This window comes from Pantoea sp. SGAir0215, assembly GCF_043543215.1.
Genome location: NZ_CP028031.1, coordinates 1058559 through 1071643, shown reverse-complemented (window position 1 = coordinate 1071643; position 13085 = coordinate 1058559). Strand labels below are relative to the sequence as shown.

18 protein-coding genes are annotated in these 13085 nt (G+C 53.0%); 11 read left to right on the top strand and 7 right to left on the bottom strand.

The window, feature by feature from the left end; all coding sequences use genetic code 11:
- Window positions 1–73: 73 nt before the first annotated feature.
- The 7 genes from murA to mlaF all read right to left on the bottom strand — a co-directional run bounded on the left by murA (window position 74) and on the right by mlaF (window position 4879).
- Entirely contained in the window at window positions 74–1333 is a 1260-nt protein-coding gene (gene murA / locus C1N64_RS05065; protein WP_006121747.1) for a UDP-N-acetylglucosamine 1-carboxyvinyltransferase, read from the bottom strand.
- A 63-nt stretch (window positions 1334–1396) separates the two neighbouring features.
- Window positions 1397–1654, bottom strand: a complete 258-nt coding sequence (gene ibaG / locus C1N64_RS05060; RefSeq protein WP_006121746.1) for a BolA family iron metabolism protein IbaG — start codon at window positions 1652–1654, stop codon at window positions 1397–1399.
- Window positions 1655–1776: 122 nt separating this feature from the next.
- The gene (gene mlaB / locus C1N64_RS05055) at window positions 1777–2073 is read right to left on the bottom strand and encodes a lipid asymmetry maintenance protein MlaB (RefSeq protein WP_006121745.1); all 297 of its coding nucleotides are present in this window, start codon (window positions 2071–2073) and stop codon (window positions 1777–1779) included.
- Complete coding sequence (gene mlaC / locus C1N64_RS05050; RefSeq protein ID WP_006121744.1) at window positions 2073–2705, bottom strand: phospholipid-binding protein MlaC; 633 nt, start codon at window positions 2703–2705, stop codon at window positions 2073–2075. The genes mlaB and mlaC overlap by 1 nt, the downstream gene beginning before the upstream one ends.
- 15 nt (window positions 2706–2720) lie before the next feature.
- Window positions 2721–3272: an outer membrane lipid asymmetry maintenance protein MlaD gene (gene mlaD, locus C1N64_RS05045; protein ID WP_006121743.1), complete on the bottom strand. Its 552-nt coding sequence runs from the start codon at window positions 3270–3272 to the stop codon at window positions 2721–2723.
- Between the two features lie 4 nt (window positions 3273–3276).
- Window positions 3277–4059, bottom strand: coding sequence for a lipid asymmetry maintenance ABC transporter permease subunit MlaE (gene mlaE / locus C1N64_RS05040; RefSeq protein ID WP_006121742.1), 783 nt, complete (start codon window positions 4057–4059; stop codon window positions 3277–3279).
- A gap of 4 nt (window positions 4060–4063) precedes the next feature.
- Complete coding sequence (gene mlaF, locus C1N64_RS05035; RefSeq protein ID WP_006121741.1) at window positions 4064–4879, bottom strand: phospholipid ABC transporter ATP-binding protein MlaF; 816 nt, start codon at window positions 4877–4879, stop codon at window positions 4064–4066.
- A 212-nt stretch (window positions 4880–5091) separates the two neighbouring features.
- Here mlaF and C1N64_RS05030 point away from each other — a divergent pair, with 212 nt between their 5' ends.
- From C1N64_RS05030 to npr, 11 genes are all read left to right on the top strand, one after another.
- Window positions 5092–6072, top strand: a complete 981-nt coding sequence (locus C1N64_RS05030) for a calcium/sodium antiporter (protein WP_006121740.1) — start codon at window positions 5092–5094, stop codon at window positions 6070–6072.
- A gap of 16 nt (window positions 6073–6088) precedes the next feature.
- Complete coding sequence (gene kdsD / locus C1N64_RS05025) at window positions 6089–7075, top strand: arabinose-5-phosphate isomerase KdsD (RefSeq protein ID WP_006121739.1); 987 nt, start codon at window positions 6089–6091, stop codon at window positions 7073–7075.
- Window positions 7076–7088: 13 nt separating this feature from the next.
- Window positions 7089–7655, top strand: a complete 567-nt coding sequence (kdsC, locus tag C1N64_RS05020; protein WP_039338895.1) for a 3-deoxy-manno-octulosonate-8-phosphatase KdsC — start codon at window positions 7089–7091, stop codon at window positions 7653–7655.
- Window positions 7652–8233 carry an LPS export ABC transporter periplasmic protein LptC gene (lptC, locus tag C1N64_RS05015; RefSeq protein ID WP_006121737.1) on the top strand — a complete coding sequence of 194 codons (582 nt, stop codon included), beginning with the start codon at window positions 7652–7654 and terminating at the stop codon, window positions 8231–8233. The genes kdsC and lptC overlap by 4 nt, the downstream gene beginning before the upstream one ends.
- Window positions 8202–8756: a lipopolysaccharide ABC transporter substrate-binding protein LptA gene (lptA, locus tag C1N64_RS05010; protein ID WP_033739170.1), complete on the top strand. Its 555-nt coding sequence runs from the start codon at window positions 8202–8204 to the stop codon at window positions 8754–8756. The genes lptC and lptA overlap by 32 nt, the downstream gene beginning before the upstream one ends.
- A gap of 5 nt (window positions 8757–8761) precedes the next feature.
- Window positions 8762–9487 carry an LPS export ABC transporter ATP-binding protein gene (lptB, locus tag C1N64_RS05005; protein WP_006121735.1) on the top strand — a complete coding sequence of 242 codons (726 nt, stop codon included), beginning with the start codon at window positions 8762–8764 and terminating at the stop codon, window positions 9485–9487.
- A gap of 48 nt (window positions 9488–9535) precedes the next feature.
- A complete protein-coding gene (gene rpoN, locus C1N64_RS05000; protein WP_033739167.1) occupies window positions 9536–10972 on the top strand; it encodes an RNA polymerase factor sigma-54 in 1437 nt (478 codons plus the stop codon).
- Window positions 10973–10990: 18 nt separating this feature from the next.
- Window positions 10991–11278 (top strand): ribosome hibernation promoting factor, encoded by a 288-nt coding sequence (gene hpf / locus C1N64_RS04995; RefSeq protein ID WP_006121733.1) that lies wholly within the window; start codon window positions 10991–10993, stop codon window positions 11276–11278.
- 152 nt (window positions 11279–11430) lie between these two features.
- Window positions 11431–11910 carry a PTS IIA-like nitrogen regulatory protein PtsN gene (gene ptsN / locus C1N64_RS04990; RefSeq protein WP_033739256.1) on the top strand — a complete coding sequence of 160 codons (480 nt, stop codon included), beginning with the start codon at window positions 11431–11433 and terminating at the stop codon, window positions 11908–11910.
- Window positions 11911–11959: 49 nt separating this feature from the next.
- A complete protein-coding gene (rapZ, locus tag C1N64_RS04985) occupies window positions 11960–12814 on the top strand; it encodes an RNase adapter RapZ (protein ID WP_006121731.1) in 855 nt (284 codons plus the stop codon).
- Entirely contained in the window at window positions 12811–13083 is a 273-nt protein-coding gene (gene npr / locus C1N64_RS04980; RefSeq protein WP_006121730.1) for a PTS phosphocarrier protein NPr, read from the top strand. Before rapZ ends, npr begins: the two co-directional genes overlap by 4 nt.
- Window positions 13084–13085 lie beyond the last annotated feature (2 nt).

Below are 13085 nucleotides of genomic sequence, written 5' to 3'. Positions count from 1 at the left end.
CATCGGGTTAGTGCCAGACGAAAAAAAACCAGCCCGTATGCCAGGCTGGTTTTTTACAGGCTTGTCCGAAACACTATTCGCCGCTGACGCGCTCGATGTTTGCGCCCATCGCTTTTAGCTTATCTTCGATATGCTCGTAACCCCGATCGATGTGGTAAATGCGATCGACCAGCGTTGTGCCTTCCGCTATACACCCTGCCAGCACCAGGCTTGCCGATGCACGGAGATCCGTCGCCATCACCTGCGCGCCCGACAAGGTTTCCACACCGTGACAGATTGCGGTATTGCTCTCAATTTCTGCGTGAGCACCCATACGAATCAGTTCAGGGATGTGCATAAAACGGTTTTCAAAAATGGTTTCGGTGATTAGCCCCGTGCCTTCCGCGACCAAATTCAGCAGGGTGAACTGCGCCTGCATATCGGTCGGGAACCCCGGATGAGGAGCGGTACGCACGTTGACCGCTTTAGGGCGCTTACCGTGCATATCCAGGCTGATCCAGTCTTCACCGGTTTCAATGTCTGCACCGGCATCACGCAGTTTCGCCAGCACTGCGTCCAGGGTGTCAGGCTGCGCATTGCGGCACAGCACTTTCCCCCCCGAAATAGCAGCCGCCACCAGGAAGGTGCCGGTCTCAATACGGTCTGGCAGGACGCGATAAACCCCACCGCCCAGACGCTCAACGCCTTCAATGGTGATTTTATCCGTGCCTGCGCCCGAAATTTTTGCACCCAGCGTATTAAGGAAATTGGCGGTATCCACGATTTCAGGTTCACGCGCCGCGTTCTCAATCACCGTGGTCCCGGTTGCCAGCGTCGCGGCACTCATAATGGTCACCGTCGCGCCTACGCTGACTTTATCCATCACGATCAGCGCCCCTTTCAGGCGACCGTTAACTGAGGCTTTTACATAGCCTTCTTCCAGCTTAATCTCGGCACCCAACTGCTCAAGACCCGATATATGCAGGTCTACCGGGCGCGCACCGATGGCGCAACCGCCGGGCAGTGAGACTTCGCCCTGACCGAAACGGGCCACTAACGGACCAAGCGCCCAAATAGAGGCACGCATGGTTTTCACAAGGTCATAGGGTGCACAAAAAACGTCTACGCCGCTGGCATCGACGTGAACAGAACCGTTGCGCTCAACCTTCGCACCTAACTGGGTTAACAGCTTCATAGTGGTGTCGATGTCACGCAGCTTCGGCACATTCGTAATCTCAACCGGCTCTTCGGCCAGTAAAGCTGCAAACAGAATTGGCAGTGCGGCGTTCTTCGCCCCGGAAATGGTGACTTCACCACTTAAACGGGTGGGGCCTTGCACACGAAATTTATCCATTAACACGGTTCTCAATTAACTGGCTATTAAACGGTCGCGCAGGTGGCGCAGCCCTTGCGGGGATCAGAAACCGTTCAGTTTACGGTCACGCGCCCACTCTGCAGGCGTGTAGGTTTTGATGGATACCGCATGAATGCGGTTATCCGCAATGAATTCCATCAGCGGCGCATAAACAGCCTGCTGTTTCTTAACGCGGCTTAACTCACCAAACAGTTCGCCCACGGCGATCACCTGGAAATGGCTGCCATCGTTGCTCATGACATGAACTTCTTCTAAAGGCAGTGCTGCCATCAGCACAGCCTGAATTTCACTGTTTTCCATCGCTCTTAACTTCACTTAATAATAATAAGGCTGACATAGTAGAGGAAAGTGCCTGATTCTTAAATACGCAAAAGCCCCTGTCGGCGACCGGGGCTAAGGCTCAGAAGGCGAATACAGGCGCTTTAATCCGCAGAAACAATAATTTGTTGCAGGTTGTAAAGGGTGATCAACGACTGCAGTTTGTCACCGATTCCAACAAACTGCAGCGCGCCGCCCTGCTGCGAGACGATTTCCCGCAGGTGGACCAACAGCGCCAGGCCTGAGGTATCCACCCGTTCCAGAGCTGAAACGTCGATCAGCGTCGCCCCGCTAATCAACGTTTCACGCTGCTCCCAGAGATCCAGCAGCGTGTCACGATCCAGCTCACCTTCCAGCCGTAGCGTGTTCGCCTCGCGGCTCCAGTGCAGTGAGGGCTGCATTATTTGTTTTGATCCAGTGTGATTGGCTGTTTCGCTGACGCTTCAAGTTGCGCAGTCAGTGCATCAATCCCTTTCGTACGTAACAGATCGCCCCACTCATTTTGTTTCGTGGTGATCATGCTGACCCCTTCTGCGATCATATCGAACGCCTGCCAGTTACCGGTCTGGCTGTTTTTACGCCACTGGAAATCCAGGCGCACTGGCGGACGGCCCTGAGGATCGATAATCGTCACACGGATGGCGACAATATTGGCATTGCCCAGCGGTTTCGCAGGTTCGATCTGGTAAGTCTGACCGTGATAAAGCGCTAACGCCTGGCCATAGGCCTGAGCCAGATAATCACCAAAAGCCTTAAAATAGGCTTCGCGCTGTGCCGGTGTGGCTTCCCGATAGAAACGGCCCAGGACTAACGCCCCCGCATATTTAATCTGCACATAAGGCAGCAGCTCCTGGCGGACGATATCACGCAGGTAGTTGGGATCCTGCTTGATTTTCGCCTGCTCGCTTTTCAGGCGGGTAAAAGTTTTATTAGCCGCTTCATTCATCAACGTATAAGGATTGCTTTGATCGGCTGCTGTCGCCGCCAATGGCGCGATCGCCAGCATGGCAATCATCAGAAAACGTTTAAACATCATGTTATCCCTCTGTTAAGGTTGAGCGGCTGCGGGAGCGGCAGTATCGCCACCCTGCGCATCCTTACTGTCACCGGTTTGCTTGTTACCTTTGTTGTCGCCGCTTTTATACAGGAACTGGCCTATCAGGTCCTCCAGTACCATCGCCGACTTGGTATCACGTATCGTGCCACCATCGTTTAACATCGCCGAGCCAAGCTCAGGATCGTCAAAGCCAACGTTTAACGACAGAAACTGCTCGCCCAGCAAGCCCTGAGTGCGGATGGCCAGCGAACTGGTGTCCGGAATCTGGTTGGCATACTTGTCGCTGATATCCATCGTGACGCGTGGCAGTAATGTTTTCGGTTCAAGTGAAATATCTGTCACCCGACCAATCACGACACCACCAATTTTAACAGGCGAACTGACTTTCAGGCCGCCGATATTATCGAAGGTGGCATACAGCTTCCAAGTGGGTTCTGTCCCCAGCGATTTAAGATCCGCCACGCGCAGGCAAAGGAACAGCACCGCTAACAGTGCCATGATCATAAAAACGCCAACCCAAATTTCGCTTTTTTTGCTTTGCATCGCATCAATTCCCAAACATCAGTGCTGTCAGCACAAAATCTAAACCGAGGACCGCCAGTGATGCATGCACCACGGTGCGCGTCGTGGCGCGACTAATACCTTCAGAGGTCGGAATCGCATCGTAACCATTAAACAGCGCGATCCAGGTAACCGTGACGGCAAAAACGGCGCTTTTAATAATGCAGTTAACCACATCGCTACGAAAATCGACGGCATTTTGCATCGCCGACCAGAAGAAGCCAGGGTCAATACCTTTCCAGCTCACGCCCACCAGCGCGCCGCCGGTAATCCCTACGGCGGTGAAGATGAGTGCCAGCAGCGGCATGCTGATAAAACCTGCCCAAAAACGTGGTGAGACAACACGGCGCAGAGGATCGACCGCCATCATCTCCATGCTGGACAGCTGTTCCGTGGCCTTCATCAGCCCAATCTCAGCCGTTAACGCCGACCCTGCCCGACCGGCAAACAGCAGGGCTGTGACAACCGGCCCCAGTTCACGTAGCAATGACAGTGCCACCAACATGCCCAGGCTGGTTTCTGCACCATAGGTGTTTAATACCAGATAGCCCTGCAACCCCAGCACCATGCCGATAAATAACCCGGAGACCACAATGATCACCAAAGACAGGACGCCAATGCTGTAAAGTTGTTTGACTAACAGCGGGAAGTGTTTGCGAAACGCGGGTTTACCGACCAGCGCATGAAAAAGCATCAATCCGGCACGCCCAAAGCTGGCGCAGGTTCCAATCCCCCGACGTCCTAATGACGCCAGTGCTTTTAACAACATCAGCTTAGCTTCTCCCTGACCCGGTTAAATCGGCCAAATAATCGCCCGCCGGAAAACGAAACGGTACGGGCCCGTCCGCGATGCCGTCGATAAACTGGCGCACGCGTGGGTCATTGTTGGCACGCAAATCGGGCGTGGTCCCGTGCGCGATAATTTTTTGTCCCGCCACGATATAAGCATAATCGGCAATACTTAACACTTCAGGCACGTCATGCGACACCACAATGCATGTCAGTCCCAGTGCATGGTTAAGCTCATCAATCAGTTTAACCAGTACGCCCATGGTAATAGGATCCTGACCCACAAACGGCTCATCGAACATAATTAACTCGGGCTCCAGAGCAATAGCCCGAGCCAGGGCCACCCTGCGCGCCATTCCGCCCGAAAGCTCCGCAGGTTTCAACTGCGCGGCACCCCGTAACCCCACGGCTTCCAGCTTCATCATGACGGTGCTGTGCAGAAGCGCCGCCGGCAACCGTGTGTGTTCACGAAGCGGCCAGGCCACATTTTCGTAGACGGTTAAATCGGTAAAAAGTGCACCGGACTGAAACAGCATGCTCATCTTTTTACGCGCTTCATACAATCGGGTGCGCGACAATGTCGGAATGTTCTCGTCCCGGAACCAGATCTCGCCGCTGTCAGGCTGAAGTTGCCCGCCAATCAAGCGCAGCAGCGTTGTTTTCCCGATCCCTGACGGCCCCATGATCGCCGTCACTTTGCCTTTGGGTACCGTAAGGGAAATATCGTCGAAAATTTTGCGATCGCCACGTGAGAAACTCACGCCACGAACCTCAACCAGGTTCGTTTTTTGTTGGATCATTATCACCTCTATTACGGATCGGGCGTAAACATAGGGTACGATGGTAGCCTGTTAAGGTTAAACGCACGATAGCTTTACAGAAACTTAATGCAAAGATTTGGCGAAAACGGTCATAAAATTTACTTTTGTCGCTCGGACGGTCAAAATCAGCGCCTGTTTTGTCACATCGAACCTGAAGGCAAGCCAACAGGGGTTTTAAGCAAGGATTTTTCATGTTCGTCGCAACCGCACTGCTGATTATCGGACTGCTTTTACTGGCTTATGGTGCCGATCGTCTGGTGTTTAGTGCTGCAATACTTTGCCGATCGTTCGGGATCCCACCGTTAATCATCGGCATGACCGTCGTCAGTATCGGTACCTCGCTTCCGGAGATCATTCTTTCCTTCTCCGCTGCGCAGTATGGCCAAATGGATCTGGCGGTGGGCACCGCGCTTGGTTCGAACATCACCAATATACTTTTGATTCTCGGCGGCGCGGCGCTGTTGCATCCGCTCAGTATCCATTCCAACTTAATTCGCCGTGAACTGCCGCTGATGGTGCTGGTCTCATTACTGAGCGGTATTACGCTGTTTGATAACTATCTTAGTCGACTGGACGGTATCGCCCTGATTGCCATCGCCGCGATTTATCTGATTGTGACTATTCGCATCGCGCGTAAAGCAGAAAATGACAATAACGATACGCTGACGCGTGAACAACTGGCTGAGCTGCCACGCGAAGAGACGGGTAACACCGTGGCCTTTCTCTGGCTGGCTGTCGCCCTGATTATCCTGCCCATGTCGACACACATGGTGATTGATAATGCGACGGTCTTTGCCGACTACTTTGGCGTGAGTGAACTGGTTATGGGGCTGACGCTTATCGCCGTCGGCACCAGTCTGCCGGAGCTGGCCACGGTCATCGCCGGTGCGTTGAAAGGCGAAGATGATATTGCGATTGGCAACCTGATTGGGGCCAATATTTATAACCTCGCTATCGTGTTGGGCCTGCCGGCACTGATTCACCCCGGCAGCGTCGATTATCACGCTTTTGCACGCGATTACTGGATAATGCTTGGCGTAAGCGTACTGTTCGCCATGCTTTGTCTGTTGCGTCACCGCCGCATTGGCCGTACGGCGGGGACGCTTTTACTCTGTGGTTTCTTCGTCTGGGTAACGTTGCTGTGGCTACAGCCAGCGTTTATGGGCGGCTAAAAAGGACAGATTTGCCATGTCACATCAGCAACCAACGGTAGAGTTTGATTTTCAGCGAGCCGGTAAAACGGTTCTGCGCATTGAGCGCGAAGGCCTTGAGCAGCTTGACCAGTATATCAACGAGGCCTTCTCCGACGCCTGCGCCATGATTTATGCCTGTAAGGGCAAAGTGGTGGTTATGGGCATGGGCAAGTCAGGTCATATTGGTAAAAAAATGGCGGCGACTTTTGCCAGCACCGGCACGCCGGCTTTCTTTGTGCATCCAGCGGAAGCCAGCCACGGCGACCTGGGAATGGTGGGTAAAGACGACGTGGTGCTTGCCATTTCCAATAGCGGCGAATCCAGCGAGATTCTGGCGCTGATTCCGGTGGTGAAACGCCAGCAGATTAAACTGATCTGTCTGACCAGTCGACCTGAAAGCGCCATGGCTCGGGCCGCCGATATTCATCTTTGCGTCAAGGTGCCGCAGGAAGCCTGTCCGATGGGCCTGGCACCTACGACCAGTACCACCGCAGCTTTGGTGATGGGCGATGCACTGGCTGTCTCCCTGCTGGAGGCACGCGGCTTCACGCCTGAAGATTTCGCGCTGTCGCATCCGGGCGGTGCGCTGGGCCGTAAACTGCTGCTGCACGTAAGCGACATCATGCACAGCGGTGATGAGTTACCGCACGTCACGCGGGATGCATCATTGCGGGATGCGTTGCTGGAGATAACCCGTAAAAATCTGGGCCTGACCGTGATTGTTGACGATTTGATGAAGATTGAAGGCGTTTTTACCGATGGTGACCTGCGCCGCATCTTTGACATGGGCATCGATTTTCAAAAAGCGACCATTGCAGAAGTCATGACGCGTGGCGGCATCCGCGTACGTCCGAACGTGCTGGCCGTCGATGCGCTGAATTTAATGCAAACCAAAAACATTACCTCCCTGCTGGTAGCCGATGACGACCATCTGCTGGGTGTGGTACATATGCATGACATGCTGCGCGCAGGCGTAGTGTAAACAGGAAGACACAATGCAGTCTGAGATTGCCGCTATAGAAACATGTTACGGCCCGGTCAGTGCCGACATTATGGCCCGTGCCGGGCACATTCGCCTGCTGATTTGCGATGTGGACGGCGTGATGTCTGATGGCCTGATCTACATGGGTAACAGTGGAGAAGAACTGAAAACCTTTAATGTGCGCGACGGTTACGGCATTCGTTGCCTGCTGACCTCGGACATTGAAGTGGCTATTATTACCGGCCGCACGGCCCGGTTACTGGAAGACCGCTGCAAAACGCTGGGGATTCGCCATCTTTATCAGGGGCAATCAGATAAGCTTTTGGCCTATCGCGAACTTCTGGATACACTGTCGCTCTCTGACGAGCAGGTGGCTTATATTGGTGACGATCTGATCGACTGGCCAGTTATGGCAAAAGTAGGGCTCAGCGTAGCGGTGGCCGATGCGCACCCGCTGCTGTTAGCGCGAGCGCGTTACGTCACACGTATTGCCGGTGGGCGCGGCGCAGTGCGTGAACTGTGCGATCTCATTTTGATGGCGCAAAATAAATTTGAGGATGCCAAAGGGCAATCAGTATGAGTAAAAGCAGGCGTTGGATAACGTTGGGGCTGGCCTTGATTGCGCTGGTGCTCATTGGCTGGAATTTCACTAACCGGGACAGCGACGATGGCGCACCGGTAATGAATAATGATCAAACGCCAACCTACACCAGTGCCAATTCGCATACCGTAGTTTACAACCCTCAGGGTGGCCTGGCTTATAAGCTGATCTCGGACAAAGTTACGTATTTCGAAAATACGGGAACCAGCTGGTTTGATAATCCGGTCATGACAACCTACGACGAGAATAAAATGCCGACCTGGACGGTACGTTCAGATAAAGCAAAGCTCACTAAAGATCGTATGCTGTATTTATATGGTCATGTTGAGCTGAATGCGCTGGCGCCAGATTCTGAACTGGAGCGCATCAAAACGGATAACGCTCAGGTCAATCTTGTCACTCAGGACGTCGCCTCGGACGATCAGGTGACGTTATATGGCCGCAGTTTTAACTCTACCGGCATGAAAATGCGTGGAAATTTACGGACAAAGCAAGCCGAGTTACTCGAAAAGGTCAAAACCTCTTATGAAATTCAAAATGAACAAAAACAGCATTAAGTTTTTACTGGCCAGCCTGCTGCTTGCAGCCAGCCTGCCGGCGCTGGCGCTGACCGGTGACTCGGACAAACCCGTTAATATCGACTCTGAAAATCAGTCGCTGGACCTGCAAGGCAACGTCGCGACCTTTACCGGTAATGTGGTCGTAACTCAGGGGTCGATCAAGATTACGGCAGATAAAGTCGTGGTGACCCGTCCGGGCGGCGACAGCAAAAAAACTATCGTTGATGCCTACGGCAATCCGGCGACCTTCTATCAGATGCAGGACAACGGTAAACCGGTACAGGGACACGCGTCCAAACTGCATTACGAGCTTGCTAATGACTTTGTTGAGCTGACGGGCAATGCGTACATTGAGCAGTTGGACAGCAATATTAAAGGCGACCGCATTACTTACCTGGTCAAAGAGCAAAAAATGCAGGCTTACAGCCAGGGCCAGAGCAAGCGCGTGACCACAGTTCTGGTGCCGTCGCAGTTGCAGGACAAGCCCGCGTCAACCAATAGCGAAAAAAAGAGTAACTGATCACTATGGCCACATTAATCGCAGAGAACCTGGCGAAGGCGTACAAAGGCCGTCGCGTGGTTGAAGACGTCAGTCTGCAGGTAAAATCCGGTGAAATCGTCGGCCTGCTCGGCCCAAACGGTGCCGGTAAAACCACCACCTTCTATATGGTGGTCGGGATTGTTCCGCGCGATGCGGGCCGCATTGTCATCGACGATGAAGACATCAGTATTCTGCCGCTCCACGCGCGTGCGCGTCGCGGTATCGGCTACCTGCCCCAGGAAGCGTCAATCTTCCGGCGTCTGAGCGTTTACGACAACCTGATGGCCGTGCTGCAAATTCGTGATGATTTAACCGAAGAACAGCGACAGGATCGGGCGAATGAGCTCATGGATGAGTTCCATATTGCACATCTGCGCGACAATATGGGACAGTCACTGTCGGGCGGTGAACGTCGCCGTGTGGAAATTGCCCGTGCGCTGGCCGCAAATCCCAAATTCATTCTGCTGGATGAGCCTTTTGCCGGTGTTGACCCGATTTCCGTTATTGATATCAAAAAGATTATTGAACATCTGCGCGACAGTGGGCTTGGCGTGTTAATCACTGACCACAACGTGCGTGAAACGCTGGCGGTCTGTGAACGGGCCTATATTGTCAGCCAGGGCAACCTGATTGCTCACGGTACGCCGAATGAAGTCCTTGCAGATGAGCAGGTTAAACGTGTTTATTTGGGTGAAGAGTTCAGACTCTGATAAGGTGTCGTTAATACTGATGGTTACCCGGGAATATTCATCCTGTCTATGAAGCAAGGTTTACAACTCCGGCTCAGCCAGCAACTGGCGATGACCCCACAACTGCAACAGGCGATACGTCTGTTGCAGCTTTCTACGCTTGAACTTCAGCAAGAGCTACAGCTGGCCCTGGAAAGTAATCCCCTGCTTGAACAGACTGAACAGCATGAAGAAATAGACGCAAAAGAGTATCAGGAAGGCGAAGCGGGACTTGATACGCGTGAAGCGCTGGAACAAAAGGATATGCCCGAAGAGCTGCCGCTCGACGCGACCTGGGATGAAATCTATACCGCGGGAACGCCATCAGGAACCGGTACGGACTATCAGGATGACGAACTGCCCATCTACCAGGGCGAAACCACCCAGTCGCTGCAAGATTATCTGATGTGGCAGGTTGAGCTGACGCCGTTTAGCGATACCGATCGGGCGATCGCGACGTCTATCGTCGATGCCATTGACGATACGGGTTATCTTACCGTTTCGCTTGAAGACATTCTCGACAGTATCGGCGATGATGAGCTGGAAATGGACGAAGTTGAGGCCGTTTTAAAGCGCATTCAACATTTTGATCCGATCGGCGTAGGTGCACGTGATTTGCGTGATTGCCTGCTGGTACAGTTGTCGCAGTATGCGCCTGAAACGCCAACGCTCTCTGAAGCCCGCCTGATCGTCAGCCATCATCTTGATCTGCTGGCCAACCATGATTTCCGCAGCCTGATGCGCGTCACGCGTTTAAAGGAAGACGTACTGAAAGAGGCAATGCTGCTGATTCAGTCGCTCGATCCACGTCCGGGCCAGTCGATCAATACTGGCGAGCCTGAATACGTTATTCCTGATGTGCTGGTCCGTAAAGTTGCGACGCGCTGGACGGTAGAACTTAATACCGACAGTCTGCCGCGGCTTAAAATCAACCAGCACTATGCCGCCATGGGCGGTGCTGCGCGTAATGACAGTGACAGTCAGTTTATCCGCAGTAATTTGCAGGAGGCGCGCTGGCTGATCAAAAGTCTGGAAAGTCGCAATGAGACGCTGTTAAAAGTCTCACGCTGCATTGTTGAACAGCAACAGGCCTTTTTTGAGCAGGGCGAAGAGTTTATGCGTCCGATGGTGCTGGCCGATATTGCCCAGGCGGTGGATATGCATGAATCCACGATTTCCCGCGTCACCACGCAAAAATATCTTCACAGCCCGCGTGGCATTTTTGAACTGAAGTATTTTTTCTCCAGTCATGTTAATACTGAAGGAGGAGGCGAAGCCTCATCTACTGCGATACGGGCACTAGTAAAAAAATTAATCTCGGCGGAAAATCCCGCTAAACCCTTGAGTGACAGTAAACTGACCTCCATGTTATCTGATCAAGGGATCATAGTGGCACGTCGTACCGTTGCAAAATATCGAGAGTCTTTGTCCATACCGCCTTCAAACCAACGTAAGCAGTTGGTTTAACAGAGAGAAGGAAGACCTATGCAGCTGAACCTTACCGGGCAAAATGTTGAAATCACCGAGCCACTGCGTGAATTCGTCACGGCGAAATTTGCCAAACTGGAACACTACTTTGATCATATCAACCAGGTATATGTTGTCCTGAACGTTGAGAAGGTGACACAGGTTGCTGATGCCACATTGCACGTTAACGGGGGCGAGCTGCACGCCACATCGGAAGCGGAAGATATGTATGCGGCAATTGACGGACTGATTGACAAGCTGGCCCGTCAACTGACCAAATATAAAGACAAGTTAAAAAAACACTAACCTTCACGCTGGCAGGCGCGCCGGGCGCGCAGAGCTGAAAGGATGGGGCGGATTAACCGCCCCGTTTTGTCATCTGTGCCAGCGCCATGATTCCGCTACGTGATTACCGCGTACCGGTTTACTGGCTAAGTGAACTCGCAAGTGAAACGAAAATGAACAATGATTTAACACTGGAACTGAGCACAGTGCTTTCGCCAGACTGCACCCGCAGCAGCGTACACTGCCAAAGCAAAAAACGGGCGCTGGAAATTATCAGTGAACTGGCCGCTAAGCAGCTCAACCTGCCGCATCAAACGCTGTTTGAAGCGATACTGACCCGCGAGCGCATGGGAAGTACCGGTATTGGCAACGGTATTGCCATCCCGCATGGCAAGCTGGAGGAGGATACGTTACGTGCCGTCGGTGTCTTTATCAGCCTTGAGCAACCCATCGCATTTGATGCCGTGGATAATCAGCCTGTCGATCTCCTTTTTGCGCTCCTCGTGCCCGCGGACCAGTGTAAAACTCACTTACATACACTGTCGTTAGTAGCCAAACGGCTGGCGGATAAAACGGTTTGCCGCCGTCTGCGTGCTGCGCAGAGCGATGAAGAGCTGTATGCCATCATTACCGAAGAACAAACAGAGCAATAAAGCGCGTGATTTACCGGCGTGAGCCGGCTTTAAAACGGGAGAGAAGGTCATGGTGCTGATGATCGTCAGCGGTCGGTCAGGCTCAGGAAAATCAGTGGCGCTGCGCGCGCTGGAAGACATGGGTTTTTACTGCGTGGATAACCTGCCGGTCGTGTTGTTGCCTCAGCTGGCAGAATCACTGGTTGAGCGCAATATCTCAGCGGCGGTGAGTATCGATGTGCGTAACATGCCTGAGTCGCCTGAAATTTTTGAAACCGCGCTCAATAATCTGCCTTCCGGATTCTCGCCCCAGTTGCTGTTTCTTGATGCCGACCGCAATACGCTGATTCGCCGTTACAGTGATACGCGTCGCCTCCATCCCCTGTCCAGCAAAAATCTGTCGCTGGAAAGCGCGATTGATGAAGAGAGTGACCTGCTTGAGCCGCTGCGCTCGCGTGCCGATTTGATCATTGATACGTCAGAGATGTCGGTGCATGAACTGGCTGAGATGTTGCGTACCCGCTTACTGGGTAAACGCGAGCGGGAGCTGACTATGGTGTTTGAGTCGTTTGGCTTCAAACATGGTATTCCCATTGATGCGGACTACGTCTTTGACGTGCGTTTCCTGCCCAATCCACACTGGGATCCCAAACTGCGCCCGATGACGGGGCTGGATCGTCCCGTCGCGGCTTTTCTGGATCGTCATACCGAAGTCCATAACTTCATTTATCAGACACGCAGTTATCTGGAACTCTGGCTGCCCATGCTGGAAACGAACAACCGCAGCTATCTCACCGTGGCGATTGGTTGCACCGGTGGCAAACACCGCTCGGTGTATATTGCAGAACAGCTCGCTGATTATTTCCGCTCACGGGGTAAAAATGTACAGTCCCGTCATCGCACACTGGAAAAACGTAAATCATGACCGTCAAGCAAACCGTGGAAATCAGAAACAAGCTGGGCATGCATGCACGCCCCGCCATGAAGCTGTTTGAACTGGTGCAAAGTTTCGATGCCGAAGTGCTGTTACGCAACGAGGCCGGCACAGAAGCCGAAGCCAGCAGCGTTATCGCGTTGCTGATGCTGGATTCCGCCAAGGGCGGCCATATTGAGATCGAAGCCAGCGGCCCCCAGGAAACTGACGCGCTGGCCGCCGTCATTGAACTCTTCGAAGCCGGTTTCGACGAAGAGTAACG

Excerpts from the sequence above, each read along its gene's own strand:
- murA (WP_006121747.1), bottom strand. The coding sequence starts at position 1,333 with ATGGATAAATTTCGTGTGCAAGGCCCCACCCGTTTAAGTGGTGAAGTC.
- ibaG (WP_006121746.1), bottom strand. The coding sequence starts at position 1,654 with ATGGAAAACAGTGAAATTCAGGCTGTGCTGATGGCAGCACTGCCTTTA.
- mlaB (WP_006121745.1), bottom strand. The coding sequence starts at position 2,073 with ATGCAGCCCTCACTGCACTGGAGCCGCGAGGCGAACACGCTACGGCTG.
- mlaC (WP_006121744.1), bottom strand. The coding sequence starts at position 2,705 with ATGTTTAAACGTTTTCTGATGATTGCCATGCTGGCGATCGCGCCATTG.
- mlaD (WP_006121743.1), bottom strand. The coding sequence starts at position 3,272 with ATGCAAAGCAAAAAAAGCGAAATTTGGGTTGGCGTTTTTATGATCATG.
- mlaE (WP_006121742.1), bottom strand. The coding sequence starts at position 4,059 with ATGTTGTTAAAAGCACTGGCGTCATTAGGACGTCGGGGGATTGGAACC.
- mlaF (WP_006121741.1), bottom strand. The coding sequence starts at position 4,879 with ATGATCCAACAAAAAACGAACCTGGTTGAGGTTCGTGGCGTGAGTTTC.
- C1N64_RS05030 (WP_006121740.1), top strand. The coding sequence starts at position 5,092 with ATGTTCGTCGCAACCGCACTGCTGATTATCGGACTGCTTTTACTGGCT.
- kdsD (WP_006121739.1), top strand. The coding sequence starts at position 6,089 with ATGTCACATCAGCAACCAACGGTAGAGTTTGATTTTCAGCGAGCCGGT.
- kdsC (WP_039338895.1), top strand. The coding sequence starts at position 7,089 with ATGCAGTCTGAGATTGCCGCTATAGAAACATGTTACGGCCCGGTCAGT.
- lptC (WP_006121737.1), top strand. The coding sequence starts at position 7,652 with ATGAGTAAAAGCAGGCGTTGGATAACGTTGGGGCTGGCCTTGATTGCG.
- lptA (WP_033739170.1), top strand. The coding sequence starts at position 8,202 with ATGAAATTCAAAATGAACAAAAACAGCATTAAGTTTTTACTGGCCAGC.
- lptB (WP_006121735.1), top strand. The coding sequence starts at position 8,762 with ATGGCCACATTAATCGCAGAGAACCTGGCGAAGGCGTACAAAGGCCGT.
- rpoN (WP_033739167.1), top strand. The coding sequence starts at position 9,536 with ATGAAGCAAGGTTTACAACTCCGGCTCAGCCAGCAACTGGCGATGACC.
- hpf (WP_006121733.1), top strand. The coding sequence starts at position 10,991 with ATGCAGCTGAACCTTACCGGGCAAAATGTTGAAATCACCGAGCCACTG.
- ptsN (WP_033739256.1), top strand. The coding sequence starts at position 11,431 with ATGAACAATGATTTAACACTGGAACTGAGCACAGTGCTTTCGCCAGAC.
- rapZ (WP_006121731.1), top strand. The coding sequence starts at position 11,960 with ATGGTGCTGATGATCGTCAGCGGTCGGTCAGGCTCAGGAAAATCAGTG.
- npr (WP_006121730.1), top strand. The coding sequence starts at position 12,811 with ATGACCGTCAAGCAAACCGTGGAAATCAGAAACAAGCTGGGCATGCAT.